Source organism: Trichocoleus sp. FACHB-40 (genome assembly GCF_014695915.1).
In the GTDB taxonomy this organism is placed as follows: Bacteria; Cyanobacteriota; Cyanobacteriia; order Cyanobacteriales; family FACHB-T130; genus Funiculus; species Funiculus sociatus.
In genome coordinates this window covers 87,868-104,696 of the sequence record NZ_JACJPF010000060.1, presented here as the reverse complement: position 1 = coordinate 104,696, position 16,829 = coordinate 87,868, and the positions used below count along the sequence as shown (strand labels likewise).

12 protein-coding genes are annotated in these 16,829 nt (G+C 47.5%); 7 read left to right on the top strand and 5 right to left on the bottom strand.

Annotated elements, in window-relative coordinates:
• Positions 1-100: 100 nt before the first annotated feature.
• Positions 101-289: a photosystem II reaction center protein PsbZ gene (psbZ, locus tag H6F63_RS14105; protein WP_190422543.1), complete on the bottom strand. Its 189-nt coding sequence runs from the start codon at positions 287-289 to the stop codon at positions 101-103.
• A 366-nt stretch (positions 290-655) separates the two neighbouring features.
• Here psbZ and H6F63_RS14100 point away from each other — a divergent pair, with 366 nt between their 5' ends.
• The 6 genes from H6F63_RS14100 (at position 656) to H6F63_RS14075 (ending at position 8,573) form a co-directional block, all read left to right on the top strand.
• Positions 656-3,433: a CBS domain-containing protein gene (locus tag H6F63_RS14100; protein ID WP_190638286.1), complete on the top strand. Its 2,778-nt coding sequence runs from the start codon at positions 656-658 to the stop codon at positions 3,431-3,433.
• A 153-nt stretch (positions 3,434-3,586) separates the two neighbouring features.
• The gene (locus H6F63_RS14095) at positions 3,587-5,002 is read left to right on the top strand and encodes a serine/threonine-protein kinase (RefSeq protein ID WP_190638246.1); all 1,416 of its coding nucleotides are present in this window, start codon (positions 3,587-3,589) and stop codon (positions 5,000-5,002) included.
• Between the two features lie 56 nt (positions 5,003-5,058).
• The gene (locus H6F63_RS14090; protein WP_190638244.1) at positions 5,059-5,385 is read left to right on the top strand and encodes a DUF6825 family protein; all 327 of its coding nucleotides are present in this window, start codon (positions 5,059-5,061) and stop codon (positions 5,383-5,385) included.
• 161 nt (positions 5,386-5,546) lie between these two features.
• Positions 5,547-7,280 carry an AarF/UbiB family protein gene (locus tag H6F63_RS14085; RefSeq protein ID WP_190638242.1) on the top strand — a complete coding sequence of 578 codons (1,734 nt, stop codon included), beginning with the start codon at positions 5,547-5,549 and terminating at the stop codon, positions 7,278-7,280.
• 39 nt (positions 7,281-7,319) lie between these two features.
• Positions 7,320-8,054 (top strand): Stp1/IreP family PP2C-type Ser/Thr phosphatase, encoded by a 735-nt coding sequence (locus tag H6F63_RS14080; RefSeq protein ID WP_190638240.1) that lies wholly within the window; start codon positions 7,320-7,322, stop codon positions 8,052-8,054.
• Between the two features lie 321 nt (positions 8,055-8,375).
• Complete coding sequence (locus H6F63_RS14075) at positions 8,376-8,573, top strand: NblA/ycf18 family protein (protein ID WP_190422536.1); 198 nt, start codon at positions 8,376-8,378, stop codon at positions 8,571-8,573.
• A 380-nt stretch (positions 8,574-8,953) separates the two neighbouring features.
• Here H6F63_RS14075 and H6F63_RS14070 read toward each other — a convergent pair whose 3' ends face one another.
• From H6F63_RS14070 to H6F63_RS14060, 3 genes are all read right to left on the bottom strand, one after another.
• Entirely contained in the window at positions 8,954-10,492 is a 1,539-nt protein-coding gene (locus tag H6F63_RS14070; RefSeq protein WP_190638239.1) for a serine/threonine-protein kinase, read from the bottom strand.
• A 418-nt stretch (positions 10,493-10,910) separates the two neighbouring features.
• On the bottom strand, positions 10,911-11,369 hold the full coding sequence (locus tag H6F63_RS14065; RefSeq protein WP_190638237.1) for a hypothetical protein: 459 nt from the start codon (positions 11,367-11,369) through the stop codon (positions 10,911-10,913).
• 380 nt (positions 11,370-11,749) lie between these two features.
• Positions 11,750-12,961 (bottom strand): anhydro-N-acetylmuramic acid kinase, encoded by a 1,212-nt coding sequence (locus tag H6F63_RS14060; protein WP_190638235.1) that lies wholly within the window; start codon positions 12,959-12,961, stop codon positions 11,750-11,752.
• Positions 12,962-13,074: 113 nt separating this feature from the next.
• On the opposite strand from H6F63_RS14060, the gene H6F63_RS14055 reads away from it, so the two are divergent.
• Positions 13,075-13,374: a hypothetical protein gene (locus tag H6F63_RS14055; protein WP_190638232.1), complete on the top strand. Its 300-nt coding sequence runs from the start codon at positions 13,075-13,077 to the stop codon at positions 13,372-13,374.
• A 63-nt stretch (positions 13,375-13,437) separates the two neighbouring features.
• Here the strand turns inward: H6F63_RS14055 and priA are convergent, their stop codons facing one another.
• Entirely contained in the window at positions 13,438-16,020 is a 2,583-nt protein-coding gene (gene priA / locus H6F63_RS14050; RefSeq protein WP_190638230.1) for a primosomal protein N', read from the bottom strand.
• Positions 16,021-16,829: the final 809 nt, after the last annotated feature.

Below are 16,829 nucleotides of genomic sequence, written 5' to 3'. Positions count from 1 at the left end.
TTTATCTGTGGTCTGTGGTCTGTGGTCTGTGGTCACTCGTCAGTTATCTGTAAGCGTTGGAACGTTTCCGTGACCACTGACCACTGAATAACTGTGACTTTTAAACTACAAAAAAGCTCAGGCCCCCGGTCAGAAGTACCAACGCAATCCAGGCACCAGAACCGAGGACAATAAGCCGTTTCGATTGATCCCAGTTCTGAGGTGAGGCATAGGCGACTGGGACACCAATGACCATAATGAATGACAACAAAACTAAAGCACCTAGTACCAACTGAAATAAAATTGTCATCTCTTCTTCTCCCAAGACAGCGACGGGCTGGCTAAAATTAACCGCGATTAGTAGTACCGTATCAAAAAAAGGCTCTCATGCAAAAGGCTCTCATGCAAAAAAGAAACATACGTATTGGTCATTGGGAAAGGACTAAGGACTATTGGTGTCAACTTAATGTTAGCTTGGCGGTTGAAACCGCAGCTATACAAACAAAACCCGCGCAGGCGGGTTATAAGAATCTTGATCAGAGCCTTAGCCAAGGCAGACGGACTTCGTTTTTGTAGCCGCGAATTCCATTCGCCAGGGCTTAAGTTGACACCACTGGACTAAGGACTAATGCCTAATGACTAAGGACTATTGAGTATTAACTATTAAGTAATGATTATGCACCTAATTTTGTGCCACACAACAGCGGATTTTGACGCTTTGGCAGCGGCGGTGGGGCTAACGAGCCTTTCTCCGGGAGCGAAAATCGTGCTGACTGGCGGAAGTCATCCAGCAGTGCGGGATTTTTTGGCATTGCATCGGGATGAGTATGCGTTGATCGAAAGACGGTCTGTTCGTCCGGAACAGATTCGGTCGATAACAGTGGTGGATACTCAAAAGCGCGATCGCATTGGTAAAGCCGCCGAATGGCTCGATTTACCAGATTTGGCGGAAGTTGTCGTCTATGACCATCACCAAGACATTGAAAGCGATATTCCCGCCACTAGCACCTATATCGACCGCGTAGGAGCCACGACGACTTTAATTGTAGAACAGCTAAAGCAGGCAGAAATTCAGCTTTCCGCCTCAGAAGCGACGGTGATGGCTTTGGGGATTCACGTTGATACTGGTTCGCTGACTTATGAGGGAACGACAGCCAGAGATGCGATCGCATTAGCTTGGTTGATGGAACAAGGGGCAAGTTTGTCCGTAATCGCCCAGTACGTCGATCCCGGCTTGTCTCCCCAATTGCAGGAATTATTCGCTTCGGCGCTGGACAAGTTGCAATCAACTGTTGAGGACTATAAAGTTTCCTGGGTGCTGCTGCAAACTGCTGATTTTGTGCCTGGATTGTCAAGCATTGCCTCTCGACTTATTGATATTACCGAAAGTGATGCTTTGTTGCTGGCAGCTACGTTTCCAGTAGGAGATCCTGGTGAAGAAAGATTGACTGTGATTGGGCGATCGCGTATTGAAGGCACCAATCTCAATGAATTGTTCCAACCGTTGGGCGGTGGCGGACATTCTCAAGCTGCATCAGTGGCAACTCGCGGAGTCGATCCCCAAGCAACTCTCGAACGGTTAGTAAATGAACTTATCGCGCAAATTCCCCAGCCACCCACGGCGCGAGAATTAATGTCATCGCCAGTCCGGACGATTCGCCCTGACACCACAATTGAGCAAGCTCAGCGTATTTTATTACGTTACGGGCATTCTGGTCTGTGTGTGGTAGAAGCTCAACACGAGAGTGGAAGAGTGGGAGAAACCCCAATCCCCAATCCCCAATCCCCAATCCCCCTAGTAGGAATTATCTCCCGGCGAGATATCGATCTGGCGCTGCATCACGGCTTTAGTCATGCACCAGTCAAAGGCTACATGACTACGAATTTAAACACGATTACCCCGGATACCTCACTGCCAGAGATTGAGTCCATCATGGTGACTTACGATGTCGGACGCTTGCCAGTTTTAGAAAATGGGCAGTTGGTGGGAATTGTCACGCGCACCGATGTTTTGCGCCAATTGCACCAAGGTAGGACTGAGGAACGAGGACTGAAGACTGAGTACAATAAAACACTCAACACTCAAGAGGCAATATATCGCGTCTCTACATCATTCAGCACTCAGTTACGCGATCGCCTTGCGCCTCCTCTGTGGGAATTCCTCGCCAAAGCGTCCGAACAAGCCCAAAAACGCGGTTGGCATTTATACCTTGTCGGCGGTGCCGTGCGAGATTTATTACTAGCCGATCCTGATGAAACTTTGTTGCTGTCAGATATCGACATGGTGGTTGATGGCTTCCACCGTTCCGCTGATGTCGGTGCTGGTGTGGAACTAGCTAAGGCACTCCAAAATACTTACCCTGAGGCGCGTCTGGAAGTCCACGGTCAATTTCAAACTGCGGCGCTGTTGTGGCACCTCGATCCAGTGTTAGACTCTCTCTGGGTGGATATTGCCACGGCGCGGACAGAGTTTTATCCTTACCCGGCGGCGAATCCGGAAGTTGAGGCTAGTTCGATTCGCCAAGACTTATATCGGCGGGATTTCACTATCAATGCTTTAGCTGTAAGACTTACGTCACCTCGTGCAGGTGAATTGTTGGATTTTTTTGGCGGTTTGCGGGATTTGCGAGCGCGTCAAATTCGCGTTCTCCACGCCAATAGTTTTATCGAAGATCCTACCCGAATTTATCGTGCGGTGCGGTTTGCGGTGCGGCTAGGATTTCAGCTTGAAACCCAGACGGAACGCTATATCCGCTATGCGTTAGACAGTGGAATTTACGAGCGATCGCTTATCGAAAATAGTAAAGCACCCGCCCTACAAACACGGCTTAAGGCAGAGCTGAAATACATCTTACAGGCTCCCTACTGGAAAGGGGCTTTAAAGTTACTGGGCGATCTAGAAGCGCTCAAGTGCCTGCATTCTACCCTAGAACTAGATGACCAGTTGTGGAAGCAAGTGCGTTTACTAGAGCGGTGTCTACGTCGCTTCGATCCTGAGAAAACCCTTGACCATTGGCAGATGCGGCTGGAAGTTTTAATTGCTCACCTCGCGCCGGAATATCGCCCGAAAGTCGCCAAAAATCTCCAGCTACCCGATGACACTATCAAGCGGCTACAACAGATGGATCTGGATCAAGCTAATGTCGCGGAATCTTTGCCAGCGTGCATTCGCCCCAGCGAAATTACGCGAGTGCTGAAGCAATACGGGTTGCCAACTTTGATTTTAATTGCTGTGCAGAGTCAGCGTCCGATTCGGCGGCTTATTTGGCAATATCTCACCCAATATGCTCATATACAGCCGCCGTTGAATGGTAACGACCTGAAGGCATTGGGCTACAAGCCGGGGCGCGAGTTCAAGCAAATGCTGGATCATCTCTTAGCGGCAACTCTTGACGGAGAAATACGCGATCGCGCTGATGCCGAAAGTTTCCTCGCAAAGTATTATCCACTTTAAAGCCACACCAAAACCCGGTAGATTTGTCGGATAAAATTAAAAGCTCGTAATTATAAGTTAAAAATCCTTCCTTTAACTTATAATTCTTAATTTTTAATATATAATCGCTTTGCTTGGCGGTAGCATAGTTGGGAACACCGTAACAATTACTTAATGAACTTAACGGCTGGCGCAGTCCTGAAGAACGGCAAATATATACTAGGCACCCCTCTGGGTCAAGGTATCTTTGGGATTACCTACCGGGCGACTCATGCCAAATCAGGGCAAACGGTCGTCATCAAAACCCTCAATGAGAGCCTATGGACTCATCCCAATTTTGAGCGATTTAGGCAGCAATTTGAGAGTAGCGCCCGTCGCCTTGCTAAAGTCAAGCATCCTCACCTGGTTAGGGTTCTCGACCTTTTTCAAGAGTCCCGACAGTCTTTTATCGTAATGGAGTACATCGAGGGGCAGACTCTGGCGGAAATCACAGATATTAAGCCGCTGCCAGAAGAAAAAGCCATAGACTATATTCGTCAAATTGGCAATGCCCTGAGTTTAGTCCACAAAGCAGGTTTACTGCACCGGGATATCAAACCGCAAAACATCATCCGCCGTCAGGGTACTGATGATGTGGTGCTGGTAATTGGTATTGCCGGAGAGCTTACACCAGGAATGATCCAAACTCACGCCAGCTTGGTGAGTCCTGGTTATGCCGCAATTGAACAGTATTTTCCCAAGAAAAAGCGTACTCCAGCAACAGATATTTATGCTTTGGCGGCAACTCTGTATTGCTTGCTGACAGGTGAACCCCCGATTCCGGCATCGTTAAGAGAGAAAATTCCTCTGCCAGATTTGCGACAGTTGCAACCAAATTTGGGCGAAAAAGCGATCGCTGCCCTTGGGAGTGGCTTGGAAATGAAAGCCGAATCTCGTCCCCAAACGGTAGAAAATTGGCTAGCCCTGCTGCCTTCTAGCAGTATCCCAGAGATTCCCCCAATACCCGTCCTGCCTCAGCCAGCCCCCAGCCCCCAGCCCCCAGCCCCACAGAAGCAGAAACAAGAACAAGATATTACCAAAGGGGTGAACTGGAATTTAAGCCCAAAATTGGCAGGAAAATCCCGCCCCTACAAAACACAAGTCAGCACAGCCCCGAAAAAAGCAAAAACTCCAGTAAAGACGAAGCGCCCCATCGCCCCAGTCAAACTGAAAATATCCTTACCGAACGTTAAACCTCAAGAGGCAATTCATCGCCTCTCTACAAAACTCAGTAAGGTAAAGATTACCCCAGCCCTACCAAACTTAAAACCGCCAAAGCTCACCCCACCCAAGACGTTAATAATGACAGCTGCGATCGCTACCTGTGCTGGTGCTGGGTTTGGCTTGGCAATTCGCTATCATGCCGCCATATCACCCGGTTCTTCTATCCTACACACCGAGCAATCCTTTCCCGCCCGCAACGACTGGCCGATCTCAGATATCCCTGAGCCTACTCCTCAAAATAGCTTGCTATCACCGCCATCTGCTATTGTCATCCCAGTGGCACCTGCTCCAGTGACACTGCCATCTGAGCTGCAACCTCAGCTATAGGTAGTATTGAGAGCAATCAAGTTATAATTTGTAGCGGACGCACATTAAAATTTTCCATGAATAATCCTGTAGTTCATGCCTTTTTTGTTGGCAGAGCAGTGGCGGAAGCAGTTAACGAGCAGGTAGAGAACGCTCTAACCAATGCTTTTTCGGAAATTGGTAAATTTGATGCCGAACAACGAGAGTCTCTACGGCAATTTACCATAAAAGTCACCGAACGCTCGGACGCTCAAATGGAAACTGTCATGCGGGGGCGAACCACTACAACCATTGTGCCGCAGGGTAGCCAGCCTGTAGATATGCAAGCGACAATTGATGAACTCAGAGCAGAAGTTGCTCGTTTCCGTTCCGAGTTACAACGCTATCGCAGCCGTTCTGTGTGAATGTGTAGCACAGGCATCTCGCCTGTGTGTTCTGAGTAAAAATTCAGTTTTGTTGGTTGTTAATTATCCAAATCAAAACTCAAAACTCCATTTCTGTGCGCCAAGACCTTTAATAAACCAAGTTTTTAGGAATCCGAGTGTCAGCCTATCCTAGTGACCCTGTGAAATCCAAGGCAAAAGCGGCTGTTGTGACAAGTAAACAGCGGGCTGTCGGTAAAGCCCACACGGATCAGGCTTACCGATGGAGTAGCGATCGCTATTCCCGCCAACGCCGCTTTATAGACATTTGGGGCTTTGTTTTAAGCCTCATGTTTAGAATCTGGCGCTACAACAAATCTTGGAGCTATCCCGGCGGAATCACCGAGGCAAAACAAGCCCAAAGACGCACAGCGCAAGCAATCTGGATTCGAGAAACTTTCTTGGATTTGGGCCCGACTTTCATTAAAGTCGGGCAGCTGTTCTCTACCAGAGCCGATTTGTTCCCCTCAGAATATGTAGAGGAACTTTCCAAGCTGCAAGATAAAGTACCCGCTTTTAGCTACGAACAAGCAGTAGCGATTGTTGAAAAGGATTTAGGGAAAAAAATCCCAGAGCTTTACAAAAGTTTTGACCCAATTCCCCTCGCCGCAGCTAGTCTGGGGCAAGTACACAAAGCAACTCTACATAGCGGCGAAGAAGTCGTAGTCAAAGTACAGCGTCCAGCATTGCGGCAGCTGTTTAACATTGATTTGCAAATCCTCAAAGGAATTGCCCGTTTCTTTCAAAATCATCCAGAGTGGGGCCGGGGCCGCGACTGGTTGGGAATCTATGAAGAGTGCTGCCGAATTCTCTGGGAAGAAATTGATTACCTAAATGAAGGCAGTAACGCCGATACATTTCGTCGTAACTTTCGCGCCTATGATTGGGTAAAAGTACCACGTGTTTACTGGCGGTATACGTCTCCACGGGTGGTGACTTTGGAGTATATTCCAGGGATTAAAATTAGCCACTATGAAGCCTTAGAAGCAGCTGGACTAGACAGGAAGGAACTCGCTCAAATGGGCGCAAGAGCTTACCTGCAACAACTCCTCAACGACGGGTTTTTTCACGCCGACCCTCACCCAGGAAATATAGCAGTAAGTGCTGAAGGTTCCTTGATTTTCTATGACTTCGGGATGATGGGACGCATCAAGTCCAATATCCGCGAACAACTAATGGAAACGCTTTTTGGCATTGCCCAAAAAGATGCTGACAGAGTAGTAACATCTCTGGTCGAACTGGGGGCTTTAGCGCCAACAGACGATATGGGGCCAGTACGGCGCTCGGTTCAGTATATGCTGGATCACTTCATGGATAAGCCGTTTGAAAACCAATCAGTAGCTGCCATTAGCGAAGACCTCTATGAAATTGCCTACGACCAACCGTTTCGCTTCCCAGCAACTTTCACCTTTGTGATGCGAGCGTTCTCTACTTTAGAAGGTGTAGGAAAGGGCTTAGACCCAGAATTTAACTTTATGGAGGTTGCAAGACCTTTTGCAATGCAGATTATGACAGAGAGTAATGGAAGCGATCGCAACAGTTTTCTCAATGAACTGGGGCGTCAAGCAGCTCAAGTCAGCAGTTCAGCTTTGAGTTTGCCCCGGCGCATTGAAGATACGATTGAAAAATTAGAGCGCGGCGACCTGCGAATTCGGGTGCGATCTATAGAATCAGACCGGATTATGCGGCGGATGAGCAGTATTCAGCTCTTAACCAACTATACTTTACTAATCAGTGCTTTCACCCTGTCAGCCACCATCCTATTCGTTAATGGTCATGTCGGGCTGGCGGTGGCAGTTATTCTGGTTTCAGTGGCTCTGGGGTTTGTCCTGATCCGCCAGCTCATGCGCCTCGACCGATTTGATCGTATGTTTTGATTACTGTAAAGTAAAGTTGCTGATGCCAGCGGATCATTTATGATATGTCGCTTCACGGGCCTCTCCGATCCGGGACTTGTTCGTTCCGTAAACCAGGATGATTACCACATCGATCCTGATGGGAGATTTTTCATCGTTGCTGATGGCATGGGAGGACACGCAGGAGGCCAAGAGGCGAGTCAAATCGCTACTCACGCCATTCATACCTATTTGAATGAGCATTGGCATTCAAGTGAGTCTTCTCAAGCTTTATTAGAAAAAGCCTTTTTCGAGGCGAATCACGCCATAATTCAGGATCAAGACGATCATCCAGAGCGCTCAGACATGGGTACGACGGGCGTAGTGGTGGTTTTCCGGGAAAATCAGTCCTGGGTAGCTCATATTGGGGACTCTCGCCTTTATCGCCTCCGAAGCTCCAAGCTAGAGCAAATTACTGAGGATCATACCTGGGTAGCGCGAGCGATGAAAGCAGGGGAATTGACCCCAGAACAAGCTAAGATGCACCCCTGGCGTCACGTTTTGTCCCAGTGTCTAGGTCGTAAGGATTTGCGTCAGATTGATATCCAACCAATGGATGTGCAAGCGGACGACAAGCTGTTGCTGTGTAGTGACGGACTCACCGAAGAACTTTCGGATAATCTGATTGGGACTTACCTTAAATTGCCCTCCTTGGAAAAGGCAGCCGAGAACCTCGTTCAGGCGGCTAAAGATAAAGGGGGTAGAGACAATATCACCGTGGTGATTGTGGCACTTGACTCCTCAAGCGGTGATTAGTCATTAGTCAGCTACCTATAACTAGAGCTAACAGCTCAGCACATATGACTGAGTAGATTTACTCAGTCATATGTTCGTACTGAGCAATTTTGCCTTTGACAACTTGATAAAACTACATCAGCCCTGGAATTAAAGTCTCCGGGCTGATTTTCATTCTTTTGGTATAACAGAAGTACACACGAAGACAGATGGGCATTTTGTCAAATAATTGTTATCTTTCGTAATAAGAGCAGAAACAAAACCTGTTCGCCCCCGTCAAGCCTTACTACTTCGGTGCTTCATCTACTAAACAACACACTCACTCTAAAGTTGGAGTTAGCTATGAACCAGCCTATACAACTGTCTCTGGAACAACAATTCAGTATTCGCTCTTTTGAAACTCAGGTGGAGAATATGAGCCGGGAGCAGGCTCAGCACTTCTTGGTCAAGCTCTACGAACAAATGATGATGCGCGAAGCGACATACAAGCATCTTCTAAAGCACCAATGGGGCTTAGAGCCAAATGCTCAATTTGAGTAGAGCATCCCGTGTCGCAGTAGGCGACCTCCGTCTCTTGCTTTGTTCCAAGAAGGAAAGAAGCTGGGGATGCCGGGGCGTCAACTTTAGTTCAAGTTTCGATAAAGCGTATTTTTTAAAACTGTTTACGGTTAAAACCGCTGCTTATTTTATTTGCTGAAGTACAAGATTAGATTTTTTGATTAGTTTGTTCAATTACGCACTTCAGCAAGAAAATATTCCGGTCTGGAATTTGGAAGTTGCTTAATTTACACCAATCTTTTAGCTAAAAACTCAAACACTGTTGGTTGGTTTGAGGTAACGAAACTAAAACCTAAACGCATTTTTGAGTGCTGGGTAACAAAGAACCAAAGGCCGAACCTACAATTATTTTTAACTTTTTATCATCCTGAGATATCTGAAGAATAATCTGATGTTTGAATAGATTCAAGCTTGATCAGAATCTTCGGCTTTAGCTTCTCGAACTCCTGCTTGAGAAGACTTTTACTCATCTGCGGTTGGGCTGCTGATACTAAAGTCTGACTGGTATTTGCCCATTCTTGCAGCATTTGACGTTGCAGAGGGGCAATCGTGGAAGTCATCACATTGGCACAGCGAGGGGGTTCTTCTAGGGCAAAGAACAAAATACGGTAGCACCCGCTTTCGCCTAACTGTCGCACCATTTGCTGACCCATTGGGGTTTTTAAATCTAGGTAGCAAGAGAGCCAACGTGGGCCAAGTTCGCGGTTGTAGAGGGCGGTAATCCACAGCAGCATTGGATGGGGAGACATCAAAAACAGAAACTGGTTGTAGCGAGTGCTGATGACACGATTGTGAATTTCTTGTTTGTGCAGCATTACCCAGAGGGTTGCTAAACTCTCTTGGCTAGTGCGAAGCAGATGGGGAAATACAATTTCTGCAATGGGTTTGTTTTTGGGCCAGGAAGTTAAGCGACAGACTTCATCAGCTGAGGGTAGATGCTTGGGTTTAGGCTCAGCGACAACTGGTAGTTTGGATAAAACTGCACCAATGCGCTGACCAAGTTGCCGACCTTGACCAAAGCGTTGTTCTAAAGGTTGTAATGCTTGTAGGACTTGCGCGGCGGTTTGCGGGCGATCGCTTGGTGCTTTGGCTAGACAGCTAAGTACCAAAGTTTCTAGTGCCTTTGGCAATTTTAAATCCGGGTTAACTGACTCAAAGGTTCTAGGAGGTATGAAATGATGGGCTTTGTACCAACCGCCAAATGAGTGAGTTTCGGCCATTAAGGGCATTTCACCTGTGAGCATTTCAAACATCATTACGCCCAGACTGTAAATATCAGAGCGATTATCGAGTTCTCTACCTTCCATTTGCTCAGGAGAACAATACGCCAGAGTACCCATAAATGAGTTGGTCTGAGAACTATCTGATTGGAGCAGTTTGGCGATGCCAAAATCTAAAATCTTGACCAATTCACCTAAAGTGGTGTCTTGAACGATGGAAATATTGCTCGGCTTAATATCCCGATGAATAATTGGGCAGAGTTCGCCATCTAAAAGAATGCCTTGGTGAGCGCGCTCTAAACCTAAACAAATTTGGCGAGTTATATTTAAAAACCTCGGCACGGATAGGGGACGATCTCTGAGAACGTCGCTCAGGCTATCTCCTTGGAGAAATTCCATCACGTAGAACGGAATTTCGGTTTCGTCTACGCCATAATCTCTGACTCGGACAATGTGTATGCTTTGTTCTCCTAATACAGCGCAGATGGTGGCTTCTCGCTCGAAGCGATCGCGCATTTTTTGATTCAGCAGTGTCTGGGAGAGAAACTTGACGGCTACGGTGACACCTCCCAGTAACATATCTTTGGCTTGATAAACTCTGCCCATTGCGCCTTTACCTACCAACTCCACGAGTTGATAGCGATTGGCAAGTAAGCGACCATTGTTGGGATCTGGCGTCATAGTTAGGCTCCTAAAACGCGGAGCATCTGTCGGGGAGGGATTGGGGACTGGGGATTGGGGATTGGGGACTGGGGGAGAAGATCAATTACCAATTCCCAATTTCCAATCCAAAATGGTATAACGGCTTTTACCAAAAACGAGGAAGTTTCAAGTCTTAACGACAGGACTTACACCGCATCATTTATTTACCCTAATCCTTCTAGGTAAGGAGGCGAGGGCGTAGATTCTAAAAGATGAAAGCTTAAGGGCCAAGCCTCAAGTCTATAAAATGAAACGGTTATGAGTTTTTAGACAAAGAGCGAGGAAAAACTAGAGGTGGAAATTTACTGGTTGATATTTCATACTTTAATATTTCACACTTTATACTTCACACTTTATACTTTTTGCTGACTGCCCGCACCCCAAAGCGAGTGAGCGATTAAGAATAGTTTGATTCTGGCAGACGCTCTAGGGTACCCTCCATCGTGCTGGTTAAAAAATGACCAGCCATGATGCCACTGGATAGGTAGTAGGTGTTGTCGTTCATCCTGTGCAGGGTTTCAAAGCCACTGCGCCGTTGGCGATCGCCTAATACCCAGTAGCGCTGAACAATTGATTCTGGCGTAACCCAGCCCTCGCCTTCAACGCGACCTAAGACGTTGTGCTGTAGAACAAAGGTATATTGGCGATCGCCTGCATCAAAACGCCCGCGATACTGCAAAGAAATTTCCTGGCGCTCGGTACTAGGAAAGCTCAGCATTGTCACCATTGTGAACCAATTTTCTCTACCCCAAGCTACTAAGGTTCTGCCTCTCACGGTGATTGGCATCTCGTTGCGCTCCAGCCAAGTTCCCTGTAGCCTCCAGCGTCCTGCCTCCATTAAAAACGTGTGACCCACGCTTGTCTACCTTGCTGCCTATATGAAACACCGCCAGGAACTATTCTTCCGTTGCAGGCAATACGGTTGGGATCGGGAGTGGGTTCAGGGAAGAGTGGGAGAGCGGGAGAATTTTTGAACTCAACCTCTGACACTCTCATCCCATGATGCCACCACCTCTAGATATCCAAATTAACCCTATTGCCGTTCCCGGATAAAATTAGATTAAAAGCGGCAAGTAAATTTAGTATAACCGGACTATTGTGACGAACAATCCCATATACTTTTGTGGCTTTATGCCCTCGCTGATTTTAGTATTATTACTCACGAGAGCGAAGAACTGGGATTGTACAGACGCGATTTATTGCGTCTGTTGTTTTGAGTTTTGAATTAATAATTCCTCACCTTGCGTCTTTTGAGTTGTGGGGAAGATGGACATCGCCCAGCAGCACTGCTTTATCAGCACCTGTGACTTGGGGAAGGTTGCCGGGAATTCCTAGATTACGCCAGTATGCTAAAACGGCGAAGGCGATCGCTTCTTTAAAATCGGCGCTCACACCAGCTTCATCCGTTGTTAACACCGGAACAGGCTCCAGAATTGCTTGTAGGCGTTGTTTTAAGTAGAGATTGCGGCTACCGCCACCACACAATAACACCTCGTCGGGCATCCGAGGCAGAAAAGTCCGGTAGCTGTGAACAATTGACGCCGCGGTGAGTTCAGTCAGCGTTGCCAACAAGCCAGCGGTACTAAGCTCATAAGCCGAAGCGTCTGCTATACAGTGTTGTAAATATTCAAAGCTAAATAGCTCTCGACCCGTAGATTTGGGGGGTGACTGCTGGAAGTAGTCTTGGGTTAGCCATTGGTCAACCAACGCCTTACAGGGAGTACCTGTTGCCGCCCACGCACCATCTTGATCGTAGGTTTTGCTTCCATTGGTAAAATGCTGCACCGTTAAGTCTAGAAGCGCATTTCCCGGCCCAGTGTCCCAGCCTCGGATGTCTTCTAGCCAGTTGCCCTGACGCGCTGGTAGATAAGCGACATTACCGATACCGCCGATATTTTGGACACATCGGTGCTTGTCGGGGTGGCTCAATAAATAAGCATCTACTGCTGGTACCATAGGCGCACCTTGTCCACCGACGGCAATATCCGCAGCCCGGAAATTATTTACAGTTGGAATGCCTGTCAGATGGGCAATTAAGGCACCCCGACCTAATTGCAAACTGTACCCCATTTTGGATTTTGGATTTGGGATTTTTTTTAATCCAGAATCTAAAATCGGCAATTCCAAATCGTCTGTGGGCGGGCGGTGGTATACGTTTTGTCCGTGGGAGCCAATTAATTCGGCGGTCGGGTTGCCGTTTTGGATGTTTTGGGCGGCTTGTGCAAAAGCGTATGCGATCGCATCATCTAATTGGGCAAATTCTGCCATTGACAAAGATGCCCCGCCACAAACCTCTAGAATTTGCTTGGACAGGGCATCTGGGTAAGGATAAGTAGCTCCAGCTAACAGAGCCACTTCTATATCCAAGTCTTTACCAGAAATTTCCACTAAAGCAGCATCAATACCATCTACTGATGTGCCGCTTATCAAACCAATTACGCGCATCATTTAAGCAATCAGAACTGAAATACCTTTTTAATTTTCCCTACTCGCTGTGCCAAATTCAAATTAATTCTATCTACTTGTAATGAAAACTATATTTTAGAAATGTGCAATATTAATTGGTAAACCGCTACATTCAGAGGGCAGCCCATGACCTCAGCCGAGACACCATTTGCCGTCGGTTTCACCCTTCCCGACCACACCCAGTTACCAGAGTCGGATGGCAAATTTGTGAAAAATTTTCAAGAACCACCTCTATGGAATTTCCCTGGTTGCGTTGGTGGGATGCTCAGGGAAACTTGGTGCTGGATGGTACAGAAATCGCACAATTGGCTCAGGCTCAATCTCAGATGGAACGCGCTGAACGCTTAGCAGAACGGTTAAGAGCTATGGGCGTTAATCCCGATGAGCTAACTTAGGCGATTGGTAATTGCAAGTAGCTAGGAGTTAAGAGTTAATAACTCCTAACTTTCCATCACCCATCACATCAGATTTAGAGGGTCAACATCAATTGTCAAGCTGACTGAGGACGGGCAAAGAAGACGCAATTGATTAAAATCGGGCAAATGTGGCAGCGAATCCGGCGCAAACTTCAGCATAATTTGCCATCTGTATCGATTCGCCACCCGTAAGATACTAGCGGGTGCTGGCCCTAATATCTCGTAACCAGTGCTATCCTCATCTTTCTGAGTAAGTGTCGCTGCCAACATTTCGGCAGTTTCCTGAACTTGGGCGGCATCAGTGCTGCTTAGCCGCAACAGAATTAAACGCCCGTAGGGGGGATAGTTCAGCGCCTCTCGTTGTTGTAATTCTGTCTCGATAAAAGACTGGTACTCGTGACGGCGTACTGCCTGAATTACTTGATGCTCTGGGGTGTAAGTTTGAATAATTACTCGACCGGGGTCATTGCCTCGACCAGCACGACCTGCAACTTGTGTCAAGGTTTGAAATGCTCTTTCTGAAGCTCGGTAGTCGGGTAGATTTAGCAAACCATCGGCAGCGACAACTCCCACGAGTGTCACCTGAGCTAAATCTAGACCTTTGGTGAGCATTTGAGTCCCCACTAACAAATCGGCTTCCCCATTAGCAAAGCGGGTCAGCAGGGTTCGGTGAGCGCCTTTGGTGCGGGTGGTGTCGCTATCGAATCGGATGAAACGCAATTGGGGGAAAGCTTGCGCTAATTCTTGGGCGACTCGCTGGGTACCGCTGCCGAAAAATTTCAGGTAGGGGGAACCGCATTCGGGACAGGATTGAGGATGCGATCGCACAAAGTTACAGTAGTGACATCGCAACAGTTCCGCCGCATCCTCATGGGTGTGGTGATACGCCAGAGAAACATCGCAGTGCGGACACTCCACCACATACCCACAGCTGCGACAAGAAACAAAGGTACTGTGTCCCCGGCGATGGATAAATAAAATCCCCTGCTGTCCTCGTTCTTGCAGTTGTTGCAGTCCTTCAGTCAGCGACCGACTAAAAATGGATCGATTCCCCTGCTGCAACTCAGAGCGCATATCTACTACTTCTACAGGTGGTAGCGGACGCGATTGAATGCGTTCTGGTAATGAGAGGTAATGGGTGATTGGGGATTGGGGATTGGGGGAAAGTACAATCCCCGACTCTCTGCTTAACCCCTGGTTAATATTCACCCAGGTTTCTAAAGAAGGCGTGGCGGAACCTAAAAGTAGGGGGCAATTTTCCAACTCAGCACGCCAAGTAGCGACGGTGCGGGCGTGGTAGGTTGGCGCTGGTTGGTCTTGCTTAAAGCTGGAGTCGTGTTCTTCATCTAAGATGATCAGCCCCAGTTGCGGTAAGGGGGCAAAGATGGCTGAACGGGTGCCAATTACTACTTGAGCTGCACCTGCGAGCATTTGCCGCCAAGTATCATAACGTTCGCCATCGGAAAGGGCGCTGTGATAAACGCAGACTTTATTGCCAAAACGGGCGCGGAATCGGTCGGTTAGCTGAGGCGTAAGACCAATTTCTGGCACTAGAACGAGTGCTGATTGTCCTGATTCTAAGATGGGCGCGATCGCTTGTAAATATACCTCTGTCTTCCCGCTCCCCGTCACCCCATGCAACAGCACCTCAGCGAACCCAGATAAACTTGTGATAACTTCCAATGCCTGAGCTTGGTCATTTGTCAACTCTTTCGGTTTATCCTCAGCTAAAGCGGGTTCTGCTGCACTCCGCAACATCTCCCGCTCTTGAATTACAACGCAACCTTTTTGCTCCAGGGTCTTGACGGTGGATGAACTGGCGTTGCAAATTTGCAGCAACTCTGTCAGCCATAAATCACCGCCGCGTCTTCGCAGCACTTCCAAAATTTCTCGTTGGCGTTGCGTCACATCCATCGGGAAGACATCTACAACCAGCGTTACTGCTTTCTGTAACTTTGGGCGTCCTTTTCTGGGCGGTTCTAGGTAACTTTCTACCAAGTTATTCCGCAATAACTCCCGTACTGCTCGATATGCTCCTCTGACTTGACGTTGCAGGTAGGCGAAACTATAGTCTCCAGCACTTTGAGCTTGCAGGATTTCTAGAATTTGGCGAGCCGGTGGACTAAGGTATTGAGGATTGGGGATTGGGGATTGGGGATTGGGGATTGGGAAATCTCCCTTGTCTTTTTTAATAAGGCGGATTCTTCGCTGCGATCGCCCTAGCAATCCTGGTGGCAATGCTACCCGAATCACTTGAATTAACTGAGTATAGTAATATTCAGCTACTCGGTTGAGCAGCTGCCAGTAGCTAGGCGGGAAAAACCCAGCACTGACCACATCCTCAACATCCTTTATTTTGGCGCTATTCAGTTCCGGTGGTGGTGCGTCTTTTATGCGGATAGCGATCGCTCCCAGCACCTGCGCCCCAAACGGCACACTCAGAATATCCCCTGGCTGCACTTGCAACTCACTTGGCAAGCGGTACGTATACAATTTCTTTTGCGCTTCTGCCTCTGGACAATCTACCAGCACTTCAACCCACTGATTCTCTGGAGAACCAGACTGGTAGGACGCTCTACTCTCCAGCGCACTGCCTTGTAGCACGAAATTGGGATTTGACGACATACTCTTTCCCCTCCACCTTGGCAGTCGGATGCCATCACCCGGCAAACCCCTTCCTTGCGCTTACTGTAACCAGTTAATTTTAGCTGGCTGTTGACCTTTCAGGGATTGGGGATTGGGAACTGGGGATTGGGGATTGGGAAAAGTCAACTTAAGCCCCGGCGAATGAATTCGCGGCTACAAAAACCAAGTCCGCGCACGCGGACTAACGGAAAATCAAGACTTTTGAAACCCTCGCACCATCCTGGTTTTGTCTGTATAGCTGCGGTTTTAACCGCCAAGCTCTTCTTAAATTGACATCAATGAGTCTTATTTAATCCCTAGTCCCCAGCCCCTAATCCCTAATCCCCAGTCCCCAGTCCCCAGCCCCCAACCCCCAGCCCTAAGTAAATTTGCTACCCTCTATCTATCATCCAAAGAGCGCATCTGTGTTTTTCTCCCTATTGATAGAGAGCGAAGCTAATAATTATATGAGATCCTGTTGGCATAACCAATTAAATTTTAAAAACTTTTAGAATCGCTCAGTTACAAAAGGAGGCAGCAAAACTATCAAAAATCCCAAACATAAGCATTTGCTATAAGTTATTTCAAGGAATTTTATCCACGACGTGAAAGCTAAAGGCAACCGTCTGATAGACTAAAGCTTTACCTTCATTTCTCCTGATTTTTTATCCAAATCTCCACCAAATCTAAAGGAATTATATATTCTGTAATCAGGAGAACAATCAGAAAAGAATATTTTGGTAGCCTAAAAAAGCAATTTGCTTTCTCAACAGGTGGGAAAAAGACATTTTGATTGTTTCAATACTGGT

Bases quoted from the DNA above. Each gene is read 5' to 3' on its own strand.
- psbZ (WP_190422543.1), bottom strand. From the start codon at position 289: ATGACAATTTTATTTCAGTTGGTACTAGGTGCTTTAGTTTTGTTGTCA.
- H6F63_RS14100 (WP_190638286.1), top strand. From the start codon at position 656: ATGCACCTAATTTTGTGCCACACAACAGCGGATTTTGACGCTTTGGCA.
- H6F63_RS14095 (WP_190638246.1), top strand. From the start codon at position 3,587: ATGAACTTAACGGCTGGCGCAGTCCTGAAGAACGGCAAATATATACTA.
- H6F63_RS14090 (WP_190638244.1), top strand. From the start codon at position 5,059: ATGAATAATCCTGTAGTTCATGCCTTTTTTGTTGGCAGAGCAGTGGCG.
- H6F63_RS14080 (WP_190638240.1), top strand. From the start codon at position 7,320: ATGATATGTCGCTTCACGGGCCTCTCCGATCCGGGACTTGTTCGTTCC.
- H6F63_RS14075 (WP_190422536.1), top strand. From the start codon at position 8,376: ATGAACCAGCCTATACAACTGTCTCTGGAACAACAATTCAGTATTCGC.
- H6F63_RS14070 (WP_190638239.1), bottom strand. From the start codon at position 10,492: ATGACGCCAGATCCCAACAATGGTCGCTTACTTGCCAATCGCTATCAA.
- H6F63_RS14060 (WP_190638235.1), bottom strand. From the start codon at position 12,961: ATGATGCGCGTAATTGGTTTGATAAGCGGCACATCAGTAGATGGTATT.
- priA (WP_190638230.1), bottom strand. From the start codon at position 16,020: ATGTCGTCAAATCCCAATTTCGTGCTACAAGGCAGTGCGCTGGAGAGT.